Raw genomic sequence first — 19,974 nt, forward strand, 5'->3', positions numbered from 1 at the left:
AAACGGGCCGGGACTACCCCCGGCCTTTTCTTTTAACTTCTATTTCGCCATGTCACTTTTCAGCAGCGATAAACTCAAGGGCCGCAAAATTGCCATCATCGCCACCGACGGCTTCGAGCAGGCCGAGCTGGACGAACCCAAGAAATACCTCGAAAACGAGGGCGCCGAAACCCACGTCATCTCCCTGAAAAGCGGCTCCATCAAAGGCTGGGACGGCCCGGCTAAGGACTGGGGCGACAAGGTGAGCGTGGACAAGGTAATTACTGAGGCCCGCCCCGCCGACTACGACGCCCTGGTGCTGCCCGGCGGCCAGATGAACCCCGACGTGCTGCGCATGGATGACGACGTAGTGGCCTTCGTGCGCGAGTTCGCGCAGTCGGGCAAGGTGGTAGCCGCCATCTGCCACGGGCCCTGGACGCTGATTGAGGCCGGCGTGGTGCGCGGCAAGCGCGTGACGAGCTGGCCCAGTCTGCAAACCGACCTGCGCAACGCCGGCGCCCACTGGGAGGATTCGGAAGTGGTGACCGACCACGGCCTCATCACCAGCCGCAAGCCCGACGACATCCCGGCCTTCAATAAAAAGATTGTGGAAGAGATGTTGGAGCCCCAGCACGGCGGCCAGCGTTGAGGCCCGGGCAGGGGGTAGGGAATTCGGTGTCTCGCCCAACAACCGCTTCAATTTAGAAAAAAGGCCTGACAGCGTGCGCTGTCAGGCCTTTTTAATTGGAATATCGCGGCCAGAGAGCTACTCCACCAACGCCAGCAGCCCCGCGCTGAAGCGGTGCAGGAGCAGCCATAAGCTCACGTCAAACACAAACAAGAACCCTCCCTGCACCCACAGCGAGCGGCCGAAGCCGGCCAGCCGCTCGGGGCGCCGGGCAGCCGGCGCCAGGGCGCGGGCGCGCAGCCAGGCGCCGGTAGCCACGTAGGCTACGTCGAGGCCGGCGTTGAAAAGCAGCAGGTTTTCGAGGTGGAGCTGCTCGGTGAGCAGGCCGGAAAGCGTGAGGCCGGTGGTTTGGCCAGGGTGCGTGCCGACGATGCCCACGGCGGCCAGCACGGCATTGACCAGGCCCCAGCCGGCGTTCATGAGGTGGAAGTGGTGAGCTTCGAGGCGCGGCTCCAGGCGGGCGACCTGGTAGCCGCTGAGCACGATGTTGAGCAGGGCCCACACGCCGAGCACGCTCATGCCCTGGGCCACGAGTAGCTCGCGGGCCTGGTGCAGGGTTGCCAGCGCGGTGGGGGGTAGGGAGGGGACCGGGGCGAAGAGCAGCATAGCAAGGAGCGGCCGGATAGGGCGGCTTCAGCGGATAAGCATTGACGAAAGAGCAGCAAAAAAGGAAGCCGGGTAGGGCTTCCTTTTCAAGGAAAACAAATGAAAAACGGGAAAGAAAAAGCTTATTGGGTGAAGCCCAGGCCGATATATACCTGCACCGTGCCGTTGCGCACCTGCTCAGTAACGTTCAGCCTATTCGCTTTGCTCGTGTCGAACACCTTGCCCAACCCTAAGTCATAGCGACCGCCAACCCGAGCAGGCCCCACTCGAAATTCAAGGCCGGCCACGCCGCCGAAATCAAGGCTATTGAGGCCGGAGTCATCGATGGCATAATCCTGCCCGTTTTGCTCGTACTTAGTGAGCAGCGAAATCTGGGGGCCAACGTGGAAGCTGATGGTTTCGGTCACGTTGCCCACGAACAGGATAGGCAGTTGCAGGTAGTCGAGGCGCACGTCGTCAGCGGTGCCGCTGCCATTGGTTTTGGCGCCCTTGCGTGAATACAGCAGCTCAATTTGCGTGGAAGCGAAGTCGTTGAAGCCAAACTGCCCATACACGCCAGCGTGGAAGGTGTTAGTGCCGCGCAGGTCAAGCTGGTCGGCCCCGTCGCCGTAGAGGTTAGTGTAGTTGTAGCCGCCCTTGATGCCGAAGCCGGTGTTGCGCGAGTCGGTGACGGCGCCGCCGGTGTAGTCTTTCGAGGACAACTCGCCCCCGGCGCGGGCCTGGGCCTGGGCCCCGGAGATGGAAGCGGCGGCCAATGCGGCCAGAAGGAAAAACTTTTTCATGGGAAGGCAGAAATGCAGGTAGAATTAGAAAAGACCGATATTATCAGGGCTGCTATACTTGGCCGGGTTAGGAAAGGTTGCCCGGTAGCGGCGCCCGGGGGCATTATTAAATTGCGTGATGTAGCTTTGCGGCCCGCTACCGGCTTTCGGCGGCGGCAAGCCGGGATATTAGCTCAGTTGGTTCAGAGCACTACGTCGACAACGTAGGGGTCACTGGTTCGAGCCCAGTATGTCCCACCGAAACCCTGTTTCCAGCCTGGAGACAGGGTTTTTATTTTTATGCCCCGGTTTTGCCCCCGGTCGTCAGGACATGAACTACTGCTTTTAGTGGAGCGATAGAAGCCAACGATAGCAGTCAAGCTTGGCCCTCCCACGCCATTTAAGGCCAGCTTTGAGTGGTAAAAGCTCAATCGACCGACTTGTTTACAGCAGCTTGCTGTTGGCTGTGGACGACGACACATCTGTGATGCGAGTGCTCGTAGAGGATGTACTTCGGGATACGGAAGCACCGCGCAACTTCGTCCACCCCAAATTCTTGTTCGTGATACAGCGTGTCCTACAGTAAGCAGGCGCTATGGCGAGTGACTTGGATGGTCGCCCACTCCAGCGTGCCCGGCGCCCAGCACCCCAAGGCGCGGCTGCTCAGCAACAAGACGTACTACAGCCCCGCAGACCCCGACGCGCGCATCTCCGTCAAGCCCGGCAAAGCCCGGGCCCTGAACTACCTCTGCAGCTTGGCCGTGGACACGGCCCACGGCGTCATTAGCCATGTGCAAGCCGACTTGGCCGATAGCCGCGACAGCCTGCATTTGCCTCGGCTGCTTACTGGCCTGCAGCGCCGGCTGCAGGCCCACGAGCTGCCCCTGCGCGAGTTGCTGGCCGACGCCGGCTACGCGAATGGGTTGAATTATATGCTGCTCGAAGCCGAGCGCATCACGGCCTGGATCCCTGTCTTTGGTCAATACAAAGCCGACATTACGGGCTTTACCTACGACGCCTCGACGGACGCTTACACCTGCACGGCCGGTAAAGTTCTGCCTTTTCGCAAGTACGACGTCGGCACTGACGGCGGGTGGCGCAAGCTTTACTGGGCCACCTGCTCGGACTGCCAACAGTGCCCTCTCAAGGCCACCTGCGTGCCCGGGGCTAAGCGCAAACAACTCACTCGTACGCTCTATGATGCGCCGTACCGCCGAGCGTGGCAGCGGCAGCAGAGCCGACGAGGCCAGCGCATGTGCCGGGTTCGGCAAAGCACGGTCGAACCAGTCTTCGGCAACCTGATTCACCACTACGGCCTGCGTCGAATGTACGTGCGCGGGCTCGTTGGGGCCCACAAAACCATGCTGCTGACGGCCGTGGCCTACAACCTTAAGAAGCTGCTCAAGCACAGCCCTACCTGACAGCTGAGCCTGGCCGTGGCCCAGCCTAGGCCACTTCTGACGGCCACTACCCGCGCTGGATGGCGAGGCAGGCGCACTTCAGTGCCAACTCGGGCTCTCGTGAAGTCGCTACGTCCAAATAGAACTACCTAACCTGAGTTCTGCAACAGCCACTATCGTCTTCGGTTTGTTCAAACGTGGGGGCCAAGTGTAGACGGAAATTGTATCGGATTGCTCGAAAAAGACGTTGCAGGGCATCATTCGCGGCAAAATCGACCCAGCCGCGATGGTTAATACCGATACCGATAGCTGGCGCGGCTACGATGGCTTGGTAGATGTGGGCTTCGACCGCCACTACCGCGTCCACCATAGCCACGACGAGTTTGGGCAGGGGGCGGCTCATCTTAATGGAATTGAATCGTTCTGGAGCTTCGCCAAAAACCGTCTGCATCAATTTGCCGGCGTGCCCAAGCATACCTTTCTGCTGCATCTGAAAGAGTGCAAATTTCGCTTTAATCATCGCCACCAAGACCTCTACGAGGTCCTGCTTAAAGAACTTCGTCAACACCCCCTAAATTCTGGTTCTGCTTCCTAAGCCCCTGATATAATTGATATTCAGAGTCCGAGTCACCGCTTGCGTCGAGCGGCTCTCGGCCGCGACACGTGGTGCCTCGACTCTGAGGCTGCATCCTATTTGCGGTGTTTGTCAGGCTTTTCCATCGAGAAGAAAAGTGCTACCCATTTCTGTCTCGCTCAGCTAGACCACCTCAGCGCTTGACTCGCCCGGTCTTTAAGCAGCGCGTAGCGTCTACTTTTATAAGGCCTTCGGCTGCTCACAAAAAGCAAAAAAGCTGTCCTGCCTGTTGCTTACCACTATTGTGGTGCGGGTGGAGGCCTAGTTAGTTCAGACTGCACCCCTCCCCGTTCCTACTAGGGCCCAGCGCCGGTTTGGACAGCGGGTCCGCCCGTAGGCCCGCTATTCAAGCCGAGCTATTCGATTTTCGTTACGAGGCTTGCCAACTATGAAACGAAACGCGCTACTCCTGCTGGCTTACTTTGGCTTAACGCTCTCTGCTTTTTCGCAAGGATATGTATTTAACCATCTGAGCGTTGATGAGGGCTTGTCGAACAACACGGTGCTGAGCATCTGCCAGGATAGCCGGGGATTTATGTGGTTTGGCACCTACCACGGGCTGAACAAGTATGATGGCTACCGCATCACCTCCTACCTTTCCAATTCCCAGGACTCGCAGGCCATCAGCGACAACATCGTAACGTGCCTGCATGAAGACCGGGCCCAAAACCTGTGGGTGGGCACTCACTTGGGCGGCCTCAACCGCTACGACCGCGCCCGTGATGCCTTTGTGCGTTACACCCAGGAGAGCAAGCCTCCTTATCATCTTAGTGCTAATAAGATAGAGTGCATCCTGGAGGACAGCCAGGGCAACCTGTGGGTCGGCACGGACTACGGCCTGAACCTGCTCGACCGCGCGACTGGCGCGTTTCGCGCCTTTTATGCCCGGCCCGGTGACAGCACCTCGCTCAACAGCAACCAGATTTACTCTATCACTGAAAACGACGAGCATGAGATTCTGGTCCTCACCAATGTAGAGGGCCTGAACCGCTACAATCCGCGCACCGGCAGCTTTACCCGGCAGGCGCTGCGCCCACCCTGGCCGCACGCGAAGCTGGCGCGCATCCTGACGCAGGACGCGCGCCAGCAGTATTGGGTAGGTACCTGGGAGCAGGGACTGCTCCGCTTCGGACCGGGTGGCCAACTGCACCACTACCAGCACCAGCCAGGGCAGCCTCAGAGCCTGAGCCACAACCAGGTCCGGGCGATTTTACAAACCCGGCCGGGGGCCCTTTGGGTGGGCACCGACGGCGGCGGCCTTAATCTTTACAACCCGGCCCGCGACAACTTTACGCACCTGCTGACCGACGAGGCGAACCCCGGCAGCCTGAGCAGCAACGCCGTCTATAGCCTTTATGAGGACCGGGCCGGTATCATCTGGGTGGGGACGTTCGGGGGCGGGGTCAATTTTTATAGTCAGTACAAAGCCAAGTTCACCCACTTCACGCACCTGCCGCACACCAGCAACAGTCTGAGCCACAAGTCGGTGCTGGCCGTGCTGCAAGATGCGGGGGGCAGTATCTGGCTCGGCACCGACGGCGGCGGGCTGGATTTGTTCGACCCAGTGCGCCAGACCTTCCGGCACTTTCGCCACAACCCCGCCGACCCGACCAGCCTCGCGTCGAACGTGGTGAAGTCCTTGTATGAGGACAGCCGCGGCAACTTGTGGGTGGGCACCTACCAGGGCGGCCTCGACCGCTACGACCGCGCCCGCGATGCCTTCGTGCACTACGCAACTGATTCGAGCCGGGCCAGCAGCCTGACGACCAACAGCGTCTGGGCCCTGTACGAGGACCGGCACCAGCAGCTATGGGTGAGTACGCTGGGCGGCGGGCTGTGCCGCATGGACCTCAACAAGGAGGGCGTCTTCACCCGTTTTCAGCCCCGAACGGGGGTAGGCGCGCTCGGTGACTACAACGTGGTGACGATGCGCGAGGATAGTGCTGGCAACTTTTGGGTGGGCACCGAAGACCGCGGCCTGAACCTGTATCAGCCCCGGAGCCAGACGTTCAGCTACGTGCAACACGATGCGCGCAACCCCAAGTCCTTGAGCAGCAACCGTATTCAGGTTATTTTTGAGGACAGCCGTAAACGATTGTGGGTGGGCACGGCCGATGGCGGGCTCAACCTGCTGAACCCGCGCACGCGCACGTTTCGGCACTTTACGACGGCCGACGGCTTGCCCAGCAACGTCATCAACGCCATCGTGGAAGACCGGGCGGGCAACCTCTGGCTGAGCACCAACAAAGGTATTTCGCGCTTCGACGTGGAGCACCGGACCTTCAAGAACTTCGACCGCGAAGACGGCCTGCAAAGCAACGAGTTCAACATTAACTCGGCCCTGCGCGCCCGCGACGGCAGCCTTTACCTGGGTGGCATCAACGGGTTTAACGGCTTTTCGCCCACGGTGCTGCTGCGCAACCCCAATGTGGCGCCGGTGGTGCTCACCGACGTGCAGGTGTTCAACACCTCGCTGCGACCCGGTGCGGCGGGCAGCCCGCTGCGGCAGCACATCTCGGAAGCTAAGACCCTGACGCTGCCTTACAAAGCGGCGGCGGTAACGTTTGAGTTTGCCGCCCTGAACTTCATTGACCCGCAGAAAAACCAGTACGCCTACCAGCTGGTCGGCTTCGATGACGCTTGGCGCTACGCGGGCACCCGGCGCGAGGCCACGTACACGAATCTGGACCCCGGCCGCTACGAGTTTCAGGTGAAGGCGGCCAATAACGACGGCGTGTGGAGCGCCCACGCCACTACCCTGACGGTCATCATCACGCCGCCCTGGTGGAAAACCTTCTGGTTCCGGGGGCTGGCCGCGCTGGTTGGGCTGAGCGCAGCGACGGCCTTTTACCTGCTGCGCACCAACGCCTTGCGCAAGAAATTACAGTTGGAAAAGCTGCTGGAACTGCGCACCAAGGAAGCCGAGCTGCGCGAAGCCCGCCTGCAACATGAAAAAGCGCTGGCTGAGCTAAGTAAGACGCAGCTCGAAACCGAAGTGCAGCACAAAAACTCGGAGCTGGCCACGTCGGTGATTGGCATGGTGCAGCAGAACGAGACCCTGCTCAGCATCCGTGACAGCGTGAAGGAAGCGCTGGACGACACCGACGCGGCGCAGCAGCGGCGCAAGATGCAGCGCGTGGTGCGCGTGATTGAAAAGAACATCGACCCCAGCCAGCACTGGCAGCACTTCGAAGCCTTGTTCAACCAGCTGCACGAGAACTTCATGCAGCGCCTCAAGGAGCAGTACCCGCAGCTCACCAGCCGCGACCTCAAGCTCTGCGCCTACCTGCGCATGAACCTCGACAGCAAGGAAATTGCCTCGCTCATGGGCCTTTCAGTGCGCGGCGCCGAGGACCTGCGCTACCGCGTGCGCAAAAAGATGCAGCTCGACACGACGACCAATCTGGCCGAATTTATTCTGCTTATGTGAGCTTGGAGCTTACAAGGGGGGTAGGGAATCCAGGAAATATCCGGCGATTTTGAGTGCGGCAGGAGTTGGTTGCAGCACCGTAGCAGCGCCAATTGAACGTGGTGGTTAATGGCGGCTAGTCGGCGTTCGGCTTGCCATCCTGATACAAGGCAAAACATGAATAATACGCTCAAAGTCAAAAGTTTACTGTCTTTAGTTAGACTGGTTTTTTTAGAGCTTGCCGTAGTTATCCCGTAGGTGATTTACTGGCAATCCAGGCCAGCAGCACGTACTTTGTACCAGACGGGTTCTGTGCCCCGGTCGCATTTTAATTCTTCTTATTCCTCATTCTTTCACTTCATCCTTTACCTCACTAGCGCATGAAAAAGCATTTAACCAACCGCTGGCCCGCTGGCTGGCTGCTCGGTCTCCTCGGCCTGCTGGCGGCCTGGCCTGCCCCTACCCTGGCCCAGACCAAAAGCGCCAAGCGCGGCCTAGCCTACGACTTTCTCACGGCGGCCGACCTCCAAGCGCTGGCCCCCGGCCTGAGCTGGTGGTACGGCTGGGGCCCCGTTCCTAAAGCCGCCGTCGCGAGCATTTATCAGGGCCTAGGCGCGGAGTTCGTGCCCATGCAGTGGAACGCGACCCTGGATGGCAGCACCGTCACGGCCGACCGGCTGGCGGCCAAGATTCCGGCGGGGGCCAAATATCTACTGGGCTTCAACGAGCCCAACTTCCGTCTGCAAGCCAACCTGACGCCCAAGCAGGCGGCGGCGCTCTGGCCGGTGCTGCAAGACGTGGCAGCCCGCAAAAACCTCAAGCTCGTCTCGCCGGCCGTGAACTACTGCGGCGACTGCGTGAGTGAGAATGGGGTGACGTATTATTCGCCCACCCAATACCTAGACGCTTTTTTTGCCGCCTGCCCCAACTGCCAGGTCGACTACATCGCCGTGCACACCTACGTGTGCGAGGAGCAGTACCTGCGTCAGAAAATCGCGGAGCTGAAGAAGTATAACAAGCCCATCTGGCTCACTGAGTTCTCCTGCGGCGACATGGACCACAGCAGGATTACGCTGGGCGTGCAGAAAAAGTACCTCATCGACGCGGTGAACTACCTCGAAAACGAGCCGGCGGTCTTCCGCTATTCGTGGTTTTCGGGGCGCAACAACGAGATTCCCAACATCAACCTGCTCGGCGCCGACGGGCAGCTCACCGAGCTGGGCCAGCTCTACGTCAACCAGCCCTACGCCGGCTCGCCGCTGCTGGCTAATCGCCTCACGCCGGTAGCGGCCACGGCGCAATCGAGCGAAAACAGCTCGCTGGGGGCCGCCAACGCCATCGATGGCAACATCAACACCCGCTGGGCCAGCGCCTGGACCGACGCGCAGTACTTCCAGCTGGACTTCGGCACGGCGCAGAAATTTTCGCACGTGCGCATCAGCTGGGACCCGGCCTACGCGGCGGACTACAAGCTGCTGACTTCTCCGGACGGCAACACTTGGACGCCCATCCAGACCGTTATCAACGGCGACGGTGGGGTGGATGACTTCACTGGGCTGGCGGGCAGCGGGCGCTACCTGCGGGTGGCGTGCAGCCGGCGCGGCAGCGCCTACGGCTACTCCATCTACGAAATCAACGCCTACGGCTCGGCGGCCACGACAACTCCGGCCCCTACCCCCACGCCGACAGCCAACCTCATTCAGGCGGAAAACTACAGCAGCATGAGCGGCGTGGGCGTGGAAACGACCAGCGACACGGACGGCGGCCGGAACGTGGGCTACATTGATGCCGACGATAAGATGACCTACAATGCCGTCAACTTCCCAACGACGGGCTCCTACTCCATTGAATACCGCGTGGCCAGCCCCAACGGCGGTAGCCTGGCGACCGACCTCAGCGGCGCGGCCCTGGGCACCACCGTGCCAATTCTGGCCACCGGCGGCTGGCAGAAGTGGACCACCATCTCGCAAACCGTAAGCGTAACGGCTGGCACCTACAACCTGGGCATCCGGGCCGTGGCGGGCGGCTGGAACCTGAACTGGCTGCGCATCACCCCGCTCACCACTGCGGCCCGCCCGGCCCTGCGGGCGGCCGGCGCGCCTACCCCCCCTGCGGCCGGCGAAGCCCTGGAAGTATACCCCAACCCCGTAACCGACCGGCTGCAACTGCGCTCCTTGCTGAGCCTGGCCGGCAGCCGCTACCAGATTCTCAACGCCCTGGGCCAGTCCGTGGCCAGCGGCGCGGCTAGTGCGGGCAGCCTCGATGTGTCCGGCCTCCAGCCCGGCATGTACACCTTGCTGCTCACGGCTGAAGGGCAGCGTGTTAGCCGGCGCTTTGTGAAGTAGCTAGCTAGCTGCCGCAGGCCGGCAATGCGGCCCGGCTCTGGCGAATATCTCTTTAAATCCGGGTGCCCAGGGGCCCCAGCCCGCTTCAACTGAGTTGAGGCGGGCTGGGGCCCTTACTTGTTCCTCCCCCCTTATTACGGCCAACTCAGTTATAGGCCAGGATGCTGAAGGGCAGGGAAAGCTGGCTGGCATCAGGCGAGCAGCGGGCGCTGGCAGGTGGGCTTGGGCGAGTTGGGCGGAGAGCATTGAAAATAATCTGCGTTCTTCCCATTCTCCAACTTCTTCTTCAGACTTTCAACTGCTTGTGCGACTGCGCTGGGGGTGTAGACAGTAAGCAAAAAGAACGTCCTGCTTTATTTGGCGTCCGCTTGTCGAAGCATCTCGCTCGCATCGTTCAACGACTCACGCGAGATGCTTCGACAAGCGGACGCCAAATAAAGCAGGACGTTCTAAAGGATTAGAAATGCCTTTTTCGACTACTGTTCCTTTTGAGTACTGTCCCCCCAGGTCAGACATTAGACAGTTGTAAAGGTTGATAACCACACTGGTACGCCCCGCCGCGCCGGCACTAAAGCTGCCCTTCCGGCACACAAAAACGCCCCCTGCTGAGGCGCTTCAGCAGGGGGCGTTTCGTAGCTCAACTCAATGAGCTGAGTAAGCGATTCGGCTTACTTCTTATTCAGCTTCAGCCGCTGAAGTCCATTCTTGCTCTCAACAAGCAGTACGTAAGTACCAGCCCGCAGCGTATTCACCTCGACGGCGCTGTTGTGGACTGTGGTTTGCAGCACGACCCGGCCGGTCATGTCCACAATCTTCACCGGCGCGTTTTCCGCCGCGTTGTGCAGGTAGAAGCTGGTTTCGACTGGGTTCGGGTAGCCCATGACCTGACTTGTGGGTGCTACGGCGGCAGCCGCAGCGGCTGGCCGGGCGCTGATTTGCTGCCCGTTTTGCTGCGCGAAGCTCAGCCAATTGAAGTTGAACCCGCCGGTGAGAGCCCGCACCCGCAGGGTCAGCGCCCCGACCGGCAGCGTGACGTTATTAATGGTCACGGTTTGCCAGTTTTGGCCGCCGCCCGTGTTGGGCAGCGTGACGGTCGCCAGGGTGGCGATGCCTTCCAGGCCTTGGGGCTGCTGGAGCTGGAGTTGGGCCCCGTTTATCCAGCTGGCCACCCGGAACTGCACCGTGTAGTAGGCATTGACGGACGAGGTTACTTTATAGTCCAGGTAGTCGCCCGCATCGATGTAGCCCACGTTCAGGCCACCGTTCGCGTCGGCGGTGGGCTCGGTTTGAATGCCCTTCATGGCGTCGTAGCTCTCGGCCTCAATCTTGCCCGGAACGGTTTTGCCAGTGGGCGCGGCGCCAGGGAAGCCATACACTTCGAGCTGGTAGATGGAGTAGCCGTAGCCCGTGCCGCGCGTGAGGCCCAACACCCGCACGTACCGGCCGCTGCCCCGCAGGCCGGTGAGGTCATTTTCCCGCGCCGTGTTGCCAGTAACTTCCCGCAGGCTGGTCCACGTGGTGGCGTCGAAGCTTACTTCCACCCGGTAATCCTTGCCCAAGGCGTTTTCCCAGGTGATTTTTACTTCGTTAATGTTGTAGGTAGCGCCCAGGTCAACGTATAGCCACTGGTTGTCATCCACGGCAGCCGTGCCCGTAATGGCGCTCTCCCAGCGCGTGTTCGCCGGGTCACCATCGACGGCGAAGCCCGCCACGTTGCCGTTGCGCGTGCTCGATGCCGTGGCCGGCTTGCCCCGCGCCAGGTCGCCGGTAGAGCTGGGCGGCGTGGTGCCAACGGTGACCGCCACGGCCGCCGAGGTGGTCGTCAGGCCGCCGTTGTCGGTAGCTTTGGCCGTGATGGAATAGGTGCCTGCGGCCACATTAGTCCAGCTGAAGCTGTACGGGGCGGACGCATCGGTGCCGAGCAGGATAGCGCCCTGGTAGAACTCCACTTTGCTGACGGTGCCGTCAGTATCCGACGCATTGGCCGTCATGTTGACGGTAGCGGGCGCCGTGAAGGAGGCATTGGCCGCTGGCGCGGTGATACTGACGGCGGGCGCCGCATTGGCGGTGGTGCCGCCCGACCCGTACACTTCCACGTTGTAAATCGAGTACCCGTAGGCCGGAAGCTGCTTGGTTAAGCAGAAGATACCTACGTACCGCGCCTTGCCCGAGAGTCCCGTGATGTCGTTCGTGGTGGTCGTGTTGCCCGTAATGGACTTGATAGGCGTCCAATTGGTCTTGTCGGCGGAAAACTTAATGTCATAATCCTTGGCAAAAGCGCTTTCCCAGAGGATTTTCACCCGGTTGACCTCGTAGGTGTTACCCAGGTCCACGTAAATCCAGTCGGTGGCATTAGCGTGCACGCTTTCCCACTTGGAACCTAGGTCGGCATCGAACGCCCGCGAGGCACCTTGGTCGCCTAGGGTCGAGGAGGCCGTACCCGGCCGGTTCAGGGCTAGGTTAGAGGTCGGACCATTGACCGCAACCTTCACCGCGTTGGAGGTAGAAGTTATGCCGCCGTTGTCGGTGGCCTTGGCCGTGATGACGTAATTGCCGGCCGGCACGTTAGTCCAGTTATAGCTGAACGGAGCGGCGTTATCCGTTCCAATCAGGGCGGTACCATTGTAAAACGAAACCGAGCTGATGGTGCCGCCTTCCGTGTCGGAAGCCTCAGCGGTGAGCGTCACGCTGCCGGGGGCAGGGTAGGTGTCGGCGCCGGTGGGCCCGGTCAGCTTGACGGTGGGCGGCGGGTTAAATGTCAGGCCATTGGAATAGACCCGCACCCAGTCGATGTACACGTCGGCCGGAAACACGGCCGGCTCGCCCGTCACCGAGCCGCCGTAGGTGTTGCCGCTGCCACCGACGCCCGCGCTCAGGATGGCGTACATCTTGTGCTCAAACGGGTGCCACTCGGGGTAAAGGTTCGAGTACTCCGACTTCTTCAGCTTCTTGCCATTGACCACGGCCAGAGCCTCTTCGTTCTCACCGTCGACCTTGCCCGACACCGCGCCGTCGTTGAAGTAGTGAATGTGGTAGACGCTGCCATCCACGAAGAACTCCATGCGGTCCGAGAACCAGTCGATGCCGTACTCGTGCCAGCCGTTGGCGCCAATGTTGGGGTCGGTGGTGCTGGCCACAGTGCCGGTCTGGTACTCCGGATTGCGTGGGGCGCTGCCCCAGCGGGTGCTGGTCTGGCCGTCGATGGCATTACGCGGCAGCAGGTCGGAGGCCTGCGAGCTGCTGGCGCTGGCCTCGCTGGCCAGGGCTAGGTTGGTAGCGCTGCCCGCGCCATACACCTGAAATTCGAACAGGGAGTAGCCATAGTCGTCCGACCGGCCGGTGCCGCGCACCCGCACAAAGCGGGCATTGGTAGCGGCGAACGTTACATCGTCGATGCCGCCGTCGCCGGTCGTGGTGCTGAATACCGGGGCCCAGCTGGTGCCGTCGAGCGAGGTTTCAATGTTGTAGTTCTTACTGTTCTTGTTTTCCCAGCTCAGGTTCACCCGGTTGATGGAGTAGATGGCCTTCAGGTCCAGCCGAATCCATTCCTCGCGGTCGGGCGTCTGCTTGGTGGCAAAGCTGTAGTAGGCACCGTGCTGGCCGTGATTGCCGTCCTGATACTGGTTGTTGTTGTAGTACCAGGCGTAGTGCACCGTGCCCAGGTTGTGGTCGGGGATGGAGCCCACATACTCCATGATGTCGATTTCGCCCAGCTGGGGCCAGGTCAGCTCCTGCACGCCCGTCGGGTGCTCGTTACCCATCATCCAGAAGGCAAACCCCTGGCCCTTGGTGCGCACGCCCTTCGGCCAGACGCGGGCCACGATGCGGTGGTTAGGCCCCCAGAACGCCTTGTCCTTGGTGTTGATGCGCCCGCTGGTGTAGTTGCGGTCAAGGTAGGTTTCCTTGCGCGTGCTGATGCGCAGCGCCCCACCGGTAGCGCCAGCAATGCCCTGCTCGATGGCGACGTTCTCGGGGCGGTCGGTGGCGCGGTCAAGCTGCCCGGTGCCGAAGTCGCCGTTGACGCCGGTGCCGGTTTCGTAGGTCCATTTGGTTTGGTCCAGCGTGGTGCCGCTGAACTCGTCGCTCCAGACCTGGGTCCAGGTCGGGGCCGTCTGGCTGTTGGCTGCCAGGCTGGTGCCTAGCAGCAATAAGAGAAGAAGTAGGTTTTTCATGCGCTATCGGGTAGGTTTTAGATGGGTGAGAAAAAAAATAGACTTCCCGGAAGAAGTGGCCTAAAGGTCCTACCCCTTCTAAAAAACACCAGCAGGCCAAGCTACGGGAGAACTACGGGAGCCTGAAAGTCACCCCAAAACCGCCTGACTGTGCAGCCTGCAATAGTTACCTGAAAAGATTGGCAGTGAGCCTAATACAGCGAGCACTGTGCCGGGACAAGACACCGAGACACTTTGTAGGTAATGCGGGGGTAGGGAATTTGGCAGGGCGGAGCCTCGCACACGAGCCAAACCACAAGCTGCCGAGAAGCGCCTGCTTGCGCGCCGCCAGGCAGACCCTTGTTTTCTGGAATGCCGCCCGTCGTCCCGGTCCTACTACTTGCACTGGCTCGGTGTATTCCTACCCCCCCTGCCGCTAGTAACCCGCCGCGCGGCTTCGCAGTCTGGCTAGGGCTCGCAGGGCCTCAGGAGCAACCTTAGTGATAAATAACACCAAGAGTCAGCAGCCTGCCTAGCCCCTTGTTTTGCTGACAGGTGGCTAAGCGGTTTTCGCAAGTTTTCTGGTGATACCCGGCTGGTGACAGAGGTAAAGTAGGTGAGCCACTGAGCAACTGGTTTGCGGACCTTGTGTACCAAGCCGATGTGCGGTGGCCGACATTAAGGCAGTACTCCTTGCCTCTAGTAGACAGAAAGTCGGCTGGTCTGTTTTGTGTATTTAGTTATAAATAATAAATGAATAATTATAAAAATTGTACATATACCGGGCTTTTTAGCGGCCCCGTACTGACCCCGTAGTGTCTTTTTTCGTCTGAGCCTGGGTATGAGGTAGGTTTAGTGCATCAAGAATTATCCACTTAACCACTCTTTCATGTCCACCTCAACAAACTTCCTTTATCGAACCAATAAGCTCGTCAGCAGCCTGCGGACGCTGCCGCTACTGCTGGCTGTCGCTCTGCTGCTAGGCCCAACTGCCGCCTGGGCCCAATGCGAAAAGCTCACCTGGCAGGACGAGTTCAGCGGCCCCAATATCGACCTGAGCAAGTGGGAACTGGAAACCCCGCGCAACCAGGGTACCGGCCAGTTGGACCTGCCGACCACGCGCCCCGAAAACGCCAAAATCGTGGACGGCAAGCTCGTGCTCACTATCCGCAAGGAGGAATACGAAGGCTTTCACTACACCAGCGCCCGGCTGCGTACCTATAAGAAGCTCGACTTCCAATACGGCCGCGTCGAGGCGCGGGTGAAGGGCGTCGACACCCAGGGCAACGGCTTCGCGTTCTGGATGCTGGGCTCCGATTTTGAGTCGGTGACCTGGCCCAAGTGCGGCGAGGTTGACATTTTTGAGAACACCGGCCGCACGCCCGGCCGCAACATCGGCACGGCGCACTTCGCCGGCCCCGAGGGTAGGGATGCCATCTCGCAGGGCGCAGTCGAGCTGCCCGCCGGCCAGAAGTGGGCCGACGACTTTCACGTAGCCGGCATCGAGTGGAGCCCGACTTACATCAAGTGGTACATCGATGACCCGAGCAAGCCATACCACGTGCTGGACCTGACCAACCCCATCAATGGCTACCGGCCCTTCAACCGGCCTTTCTTCCTGCTGCTGAGCGTGGGCATGGGCGGCAGCTACTCCGGCGACCCCGATGCCACGACTGTCACGCCCATGTCGGCCACCATTGACTGGGTGCACGTGTACAAAGGTGCTTACAGCACTTTCGTCAGCGGCGACGATAAGGTGTACCAGGGCGAGCAAAACAAGCAGTACACGGTGAGCACCACCGACGACGGCACCTATAAGTACAACTGGACTGTGCCGGCCGGCGCCACAATCGTTTCCGGGCAGGGCACGCCTACCGTGACGGTTGACTGGGGCCAGACCGGCGGTCTGGTCAGCACGCAGGTTAGCTCATCTTGCAGCACGAACAACTACTCGCTGAACGTCGTGACGGAAGCGCCCTTCGTGGCCGACAAGGTGTTCGAAAATTTTGAGGCGCCCCCGGCTTTCAACTACGTCAACGTATCGGGCACGCTCAGCAAGGGCGTGCCCAATCCGCTGGTCAACTCGATTAATCCCTCGCCCAAAGTGGGCAAATACATTCGGAATGACGGCGCGCTGTATGACGTGATTGGAATGCTGGGCGTGAACGCGGCGCCGGCCGGCGACTTCGCCATCGGCAAGCGCCGTATTTTGCTGGACGTGTATACCAACGCCGCGCCGGGCACGCACGTGTCGCTGAACTTCGAGAACAGCAAGGCCGCCCGCGCCGACAACTACCCCACCGGCCGCTACGCCAACTTCGACGCCGTGACGACCAGGCGCGGGCAGTGGGAAACCCTGGAGTTCAGCTACACCGGCTCGCCCGACGGCGGCACCGGCGCCTCGAACGTGGACCAGTGGATTCTGCTCTTCGCCCCGGTCACCAACACCGGCAACGTCTTCTACTTCGACAACCTGCGCACCGGCCAGCCCGGCGGCCCGCCCCGCGTGCTCGATACGCGCGTACTTCAGAACTTCGACGGCAACGACCAGCTCACCAAGGACTTCGCCAACGGCCAGTACGCGGTGCAGGCCAACCCCGCCGCTGGCAGCGTGAATTCTTCAGCCACGGTAGCGAAGTACGTGCGCGACTCCGGCGCCCTCTACGACGCGCTGGTTTACAAGACACTCGCCATTGCCGACGGCCGGCCGTTCCGGCTGGGCACGAGCACCGTGTCGATGGACGTGTACTCCGACGCGCCCGTGGGCACCAAGCTTTCGCTGAACTTCGAAATCAGCAGCATCGCCCAGGCCGGCAACTACCCGAACGGCCGCTACGCCAACTTCGAGGCCGTGACGATGAAGCAGAACCAGTGGGAAACGGTCACGTTCTCGCTCTCGTCGGTGCCCGACCGCGGCGCTTCCGATGCCGCCGTGGACAAGCTGGTGTTCCTGTTTAACCCGGTCACGAACACGACCAACACCTACTACTTCGATAATATCCGTCTCAACTCGACGGCCCCGAAGGAGTCGCTGGTGCTGGCCAACGTGCTGGAAGACTACGACGCCAACGACCTGCTGACCGCCAACGCCGCCACCACGGGCGCCTACTCGCCGAAGGTGGCCAACCCCACACCGGGAGGCAGCAATACCTCGGCCAACGTGGCCAAATACGTGCGCAGCGCTACCGCGCAGTACGACTTGCTTTACTTTAACCGGAACGCGGCGCCCCTGAACGCGGGCGCCCTCAAGAACCGGCAGCAGAAGTTCGCCCTCGACGTGTACACCGACGCGCCGGCCGGTACGCCCGTGCTCATGGGCCTCGATGCCAGCACCCTGCTCGGCACCTCGGAAAACAGCGGCAAGCACAGCAACTACCTAGGCACCACCACGGTGCAGGGCGCCTGGCACACCGTGTATTTCACCTTCGGCTCCCAGCCCGACAACGGGGTGCCCGACAACCTGGTGGACCGCGTGGCGGTGCTCTTCGAGCTGGGCAAGTTCACGGGCACCACGTATTATATTGATAACCTGCGCACGGTGAACGTAGTGCAGCAGCCCACGCTGACGAGCCTGGCCCTCACGCCGGCTTTGTCGCAAAATGTGGGGGTAGGGCAAAAAGTGCAGTTTGCGGCCCAGGGCAAAGACCAGTTCGGCGCCAACCTCGCCGCCGGAACCATCACCTGGGCGGTTTCGGGCGGCGGCAGCATCGATGCCAACGGCCTGTTCACGGCCGCGGCCAACGGCGCCTTTAAAGTGACGGCCACGGCCAGCGGCGTGACGAGCACGGCCGACGTGCTCGTCGGGCAGAGCATCGCGCTTACCACCGTGAAAGTGGACCCGATTTCGACCTTCATTTACCAGGGCACTTCCCTACCCCTCACCGCGCGCGGCACCGACCAGACCGGCCAGCCCTTCGCCTTCACGCCGACCTGGACGAGTTCGGGCGGCACCGGAATCTCGGTTTCGGCCACCGGAGTGGTTTCGGCGTCGGCCACGGCGGCGGGCACGGCCACGGTGGTGGCCAGCGGCGGTGGCAAATCATCAACGGCCACCATTCAGGTGCGCGCCACGCCGGTGGCCGATTCCATTGCGGTGGGCCCGGCCCAGGTGAAAGTGGCGCAGGGCGACGCGCTGACGTTCTTCGCCAAGACTTTCGATCAGTACCGCAATCCGTTCCCTACCCCCCTCACCTGGTCGGTCAGCGGCGGGGGCAACATCGACGCGGCGAGCGGCGTGTTCACCTCGACCACCATCGGCACGTTCGTAGTGAAGGTGCAGGCCGGCAGCGTCGTGGCGTCGACCTCCGTGAGCGTGGTGCCCAAGCCTACGAATCTAGCGTTGAACAAGCCCACGCGGGCTTCGTCGGGGCGGGGCAACCTGGCCCCCTTCTACGCCACCGACGGCACGAGCGTCCGCGTTTCGCCCGACACGCGCTGGGGCAGCGCTGAGCTGAATGGCGAGTGGCTGCGGGTGGATTTGGGCCAGCAGTATGACCTGAGCCGCGTGGTGCTGTACTGGGAAAACGCCTACGGCAAAGCCTACCGGATTGAAGCGGCCGACGACACGCTGCAAGCCCGCCGCGTGCTCTACACCGAAACCGCTGGCAACGGCAACACCGACGACCTGCCGCTGCCGGCCGGCGCCAGCGGCCGCTACGTCTGGATGCAGGGCGTGGAGCGTGGCTCGCCCTACGGCTACTCGCTCTACGAAATCCAGGTGTTCGGCCTCACGCACCAGGACCCGGCGCTCAAGTCAATCGTCGTCACCCCGAACTTCAGCAAAGTGGCGGCCGGCCAGCGCGTGACCTTCAAGGCCACCAGCCTCGACCAGTTCGGCAATCCCTACCCCACCACCCCGACCTGGACGGCCAGCGGCGGCACGATTAGCAGCGCGGGCGTTTTCACCGCCAGCGCGACGGGCACTTACACCATCACGGCCACGGCGGGCGGCGTGAGCGGCTCGGCCAGCCTCACGGTGCAGGCCGCCGCAGCCACTCCGGTCCTGACGAGCCTCACGGTCACGCCCGCCACGGCTTCCGTGGTGTCGGGTGCCAGCCAGCAGTTCACGGCGCAGGGCAAAGACCAGTTCGGTAACGCCTTTGCCACCACGCCCACTTGGACGGTAAGCGGTGGCGGGACCATCAGCAGCGGCGGCTTGTTTGCGGCCAGCACCGTGGGCGGCCCCTTCACGGTGACGGCCACCAGCGGCAGCGTAAAGGGCACGGCATCGGTCACGGTGACAGCGCCAACGACGACCGTGGGCCCGAACCTGGCCCTGAAAAAGCCGGTGCGCGTGTCGTCGCTGGAAAATGGCCAGCAGTTCCCCGGCTCCGCGGCCGTGGATGGCAACGGCGGCACGCGCTGGGCCAGCGCCCGTGCCGACGCGCAGTGGCTGCGCGTGGATTTGGGCGCGAGCTACACCGTGAACCGCGTCAAGCTGACCTGGGAAGGCGCCTACGGCAAGGACTATAACGTGGAGATTTCGGCTGATACCACCAACTGGAAGCCACTCAAGGCGGTGACCGGTAACTCGGTGCTGGTCAATGACTGGACCGGCCTTGCGGGCACCGGCCGCTACCTGCGCCTCAACCTCAAGGCCCGCGGCACGGGCTGGGGCTACTCGCTCTACGAGCTGGAAGTGTACGGTGCGGCGGCCACCAGTGCCAAAGGGGCGCTGGCCGCTCAGTCCACCGCCGGCCCGGCTGGGACAGCGCTGGGCGTGTTCCCGAACCCGGTTACAAGCACAGCCACGCTCACTGGCATCGCGGCCTACCCCGCCACGGTGGGCGTGTACGACGGGCAGGGCCGGCTGGTGCAGCAGGCGCAACTCAAGCAGCCAGCCGATGCCGGCCGCCTCGACCTCTCCGGCTTGGCTAAGGGCATCTACCTGCTCCGCGCCACCAGCGCGGGCGCCGTGCAGACCCAGCGCTTCGTCAAAGAATAAAATAAAAGCCCCTTTCTGAGCTGAAAACACCAAACGGGCGGGTCGTAATGAACCCGC

At 61.7% G+C, this 19,974-nt stretch carries 8 protein-coding genes, 1 tRNA gene and 1 pseudogene; 7 read left to right on the plus strand and 3 right to left on the minus strand.

The genetic code is table 11. The features are described from left to right. The first annotated feature begins 49 nt into the window (after positions 1 to 49). Positions 50 to 628, plus strand: coding sequence for a type 1 glutamine amidotransferase domain-containing protein (locus ACFE70_RS07690; protein WP_375417149.1), 579 nt, complete (start codon positions 50 to 52; stop codon positions 626 to 628). A 117-nt stretch (positions 629 to 745) separates the two neighbouring features. On the opposite strand, the gene ACFE70_RS07695 is transcribed toward ACFE70_RS07690, so the two are convergent. Together ACFE70_RS07695 and ACFE70_RS07700 are read right to left on the minus strand one after the other, a co-directional pair. Beyond that, positions 746 to 1,273 carry a DUF6992 family protein gene (locus ACFE70_RS07695; protein ID WP_375417150.1) on the minus strand — a complete coding sequence of 176 codons (528 nt, stop codon included), beginning with the start codon at positions 1,271 to 1,273 and terminating at the stop codon, positions 746 to 748. 122 nt (positions 1,274 to 1,395) lie between these two features. Continuing rightward, the gene (locus ACFE70_RS07700) at positions 1,396 to 2,055 is read right to left on the minus strand and encodes a porin family protein (protein WP_375417151.1); all 660 of its coding nucleotides are present in this window, start codon (positions 2,053 to 2,055) and stop codon (positions 1,396 to 1,398) included. Between the two features lie 162 nt (positions 2,056 to 2,217). Between ACFE70_RS07700 and ACFE70_RS07705 the strand changes: the two genes are divergently transcribed. The 5 genes and pseudogenes from ACFE70_RS07705 (at position 2,218) to ACFE70_RS07725 (ending at position 9,822) form a co-directional block, all read left to right on the plus strand. Continuing rightward, a tRNA-Val gene (locus tag ACFE70_RS07705) sits at positions 2,218 to 2,292 on the plus strand. 353 nt (positions 2,293 to 2,645) lie between these two features. Continuing rightward, the gene (locus ACFE70_RS07710; RefSeq protein WP_375417152.1) at positions 2,646 to 3,455 is read left to right on the plus strand and encodes a transposase; all 810 of its coding nucleotides are present in this window, start codon (positions 2,646 to 2,648) and stop codon (positions 3,453 to 3,455) included. Positions 3,456 to 3,606: 151 nt separating this feature from the next. Continuing rightward, positions 3,607 to 4,029, plus strand: a pseudogene (locus ACFE70_RS07715) (IS1595 family transposase); the annotation flags it as partial. Positions 4,030 to 4,456: 427 nt separating this feature from the next. After that, entirely contained in the window at positions 4,457 to 7,498 is a 3,042-nt protein-coding gene (locus tag ACFE70_RS07720; RefSeq protein WP_375417153.1) for a two-component regulator propeller domain-containing protein, read from the plus strand. Between the two features lie 359 nt (positions 7,499 to 7,857). Further along, positions 7,858 to 9,822: a glycosyl hydrolase gene (locus tag ACFE70_RS07725; RefSeq protein WP_375417154.1), complete on the plus strand. Its 1,965-nt coding sequence runs from the start codon at positions 7,858 to 7,860 to the stop codon at positions 9,820 to 9,822. 668 nt (positions 9,823 to 10,490) lie between these two features. On the opposite strand, the gene ACFE70_RS07730 is transcribed toward ACFE70_RS07725, so the two are convergent. Then, on the minus strand, positions 10,491 to 13,994 hold the full coding sequence (locus ACFE70_RS07730; RefSeq protein ID WP_375417155.1) for a discoidin domain-containing protein: 3,504 nt from the start codon (positions 13,992 to 13,994) through the stop codon (positions 10,491 to 10,493). Positions 13,995 to 14,862: 868 nt separating this feature from the next. Here ACFE70_RS07730 and ACFE70_RS07735 point away from each other — a divergent pair. Beyond that, positions 14,863 to 19,917: a discoidin domain-containing protein gene (locus ACFE70_RS07735; protein WP_375417156.1), complete on the plus strand. Its 5,055-nt coding sequence runs from the start codon at positions 14,863 to 14,865 to the stop codon at positions 19,915 to 19,917. Positions 19,918 to 19,974 lie beyond the last annotated feature (57 nt).

Source organism: uncultured Hymenobacter sp. (genome assembly GCF_964243305.1).
Lineage (GTDB): Bacteria > Bacteroidota > Bacteroidia > Cytophagales > Hymenobacteraceae > Hymenobacter.

Bases quoted from the DNA above. Each gene is read 5' to 3' on its own strand.
- ACFE70_RS07725 (WP_375417154.1), top strand. From the start codon at position 7,858: ATGAAAAAGCATTTAACCAACCGCTGGCCCGCTGGCTGGCTGCTCGGT.
- ACFE70_RS07690 (WP_375417149.1), top strand. From the start codon at position 50: ATGTCACTTTTCAGCAGCGATAAACTCAAGGGCCGCAAAATTGCCATC.
- ACFE70_RS07700 (WP_375417151.1), bottom strand. From the start codon at position 2,055: ATGAAAAAGTTTTTCCTTCTGGCCGCATTGGCCGCCGCTTCCATCTCC.
- ACFE70_RS07735 (WP_375417156.1), top strand. From the start codon at position 14,863: ATGTCCACCTCAACAAACTTCCTTTATCGAACCAATAAGCTCGTCAGC.
- ACFE70_RS07695 (WP_375417150.1), bottom strand. From the start codon at position 1,273: ATGCTGCTCTTCGCCCCGGTCCCCTCCCTACCCCCCACCGCGCTGGCA.
- ACFE70_RS07730 (WP_375417155.1), bottom strand. From the start codon at position 13,994: ATGAAAAACCTACTTCTTCTCTTATTGCTGCTAGGCACCAGCCTGGCA.
- ACFE70_RS07710 (WP_375417152.1), top strand. From the start codon at position 2,646: ATGGTCGCCCACTCCAGCGTGCCCGGCGCCCAGCACCCCAAGGCGCGG.
- ACFE70_RS07720 (WP_375417153.1), top strand. From the start codon at position 4,457: ATGAAACGAAACGCGCTACTCCTGCTGGCTTACTTTGGCTTAACGCTC.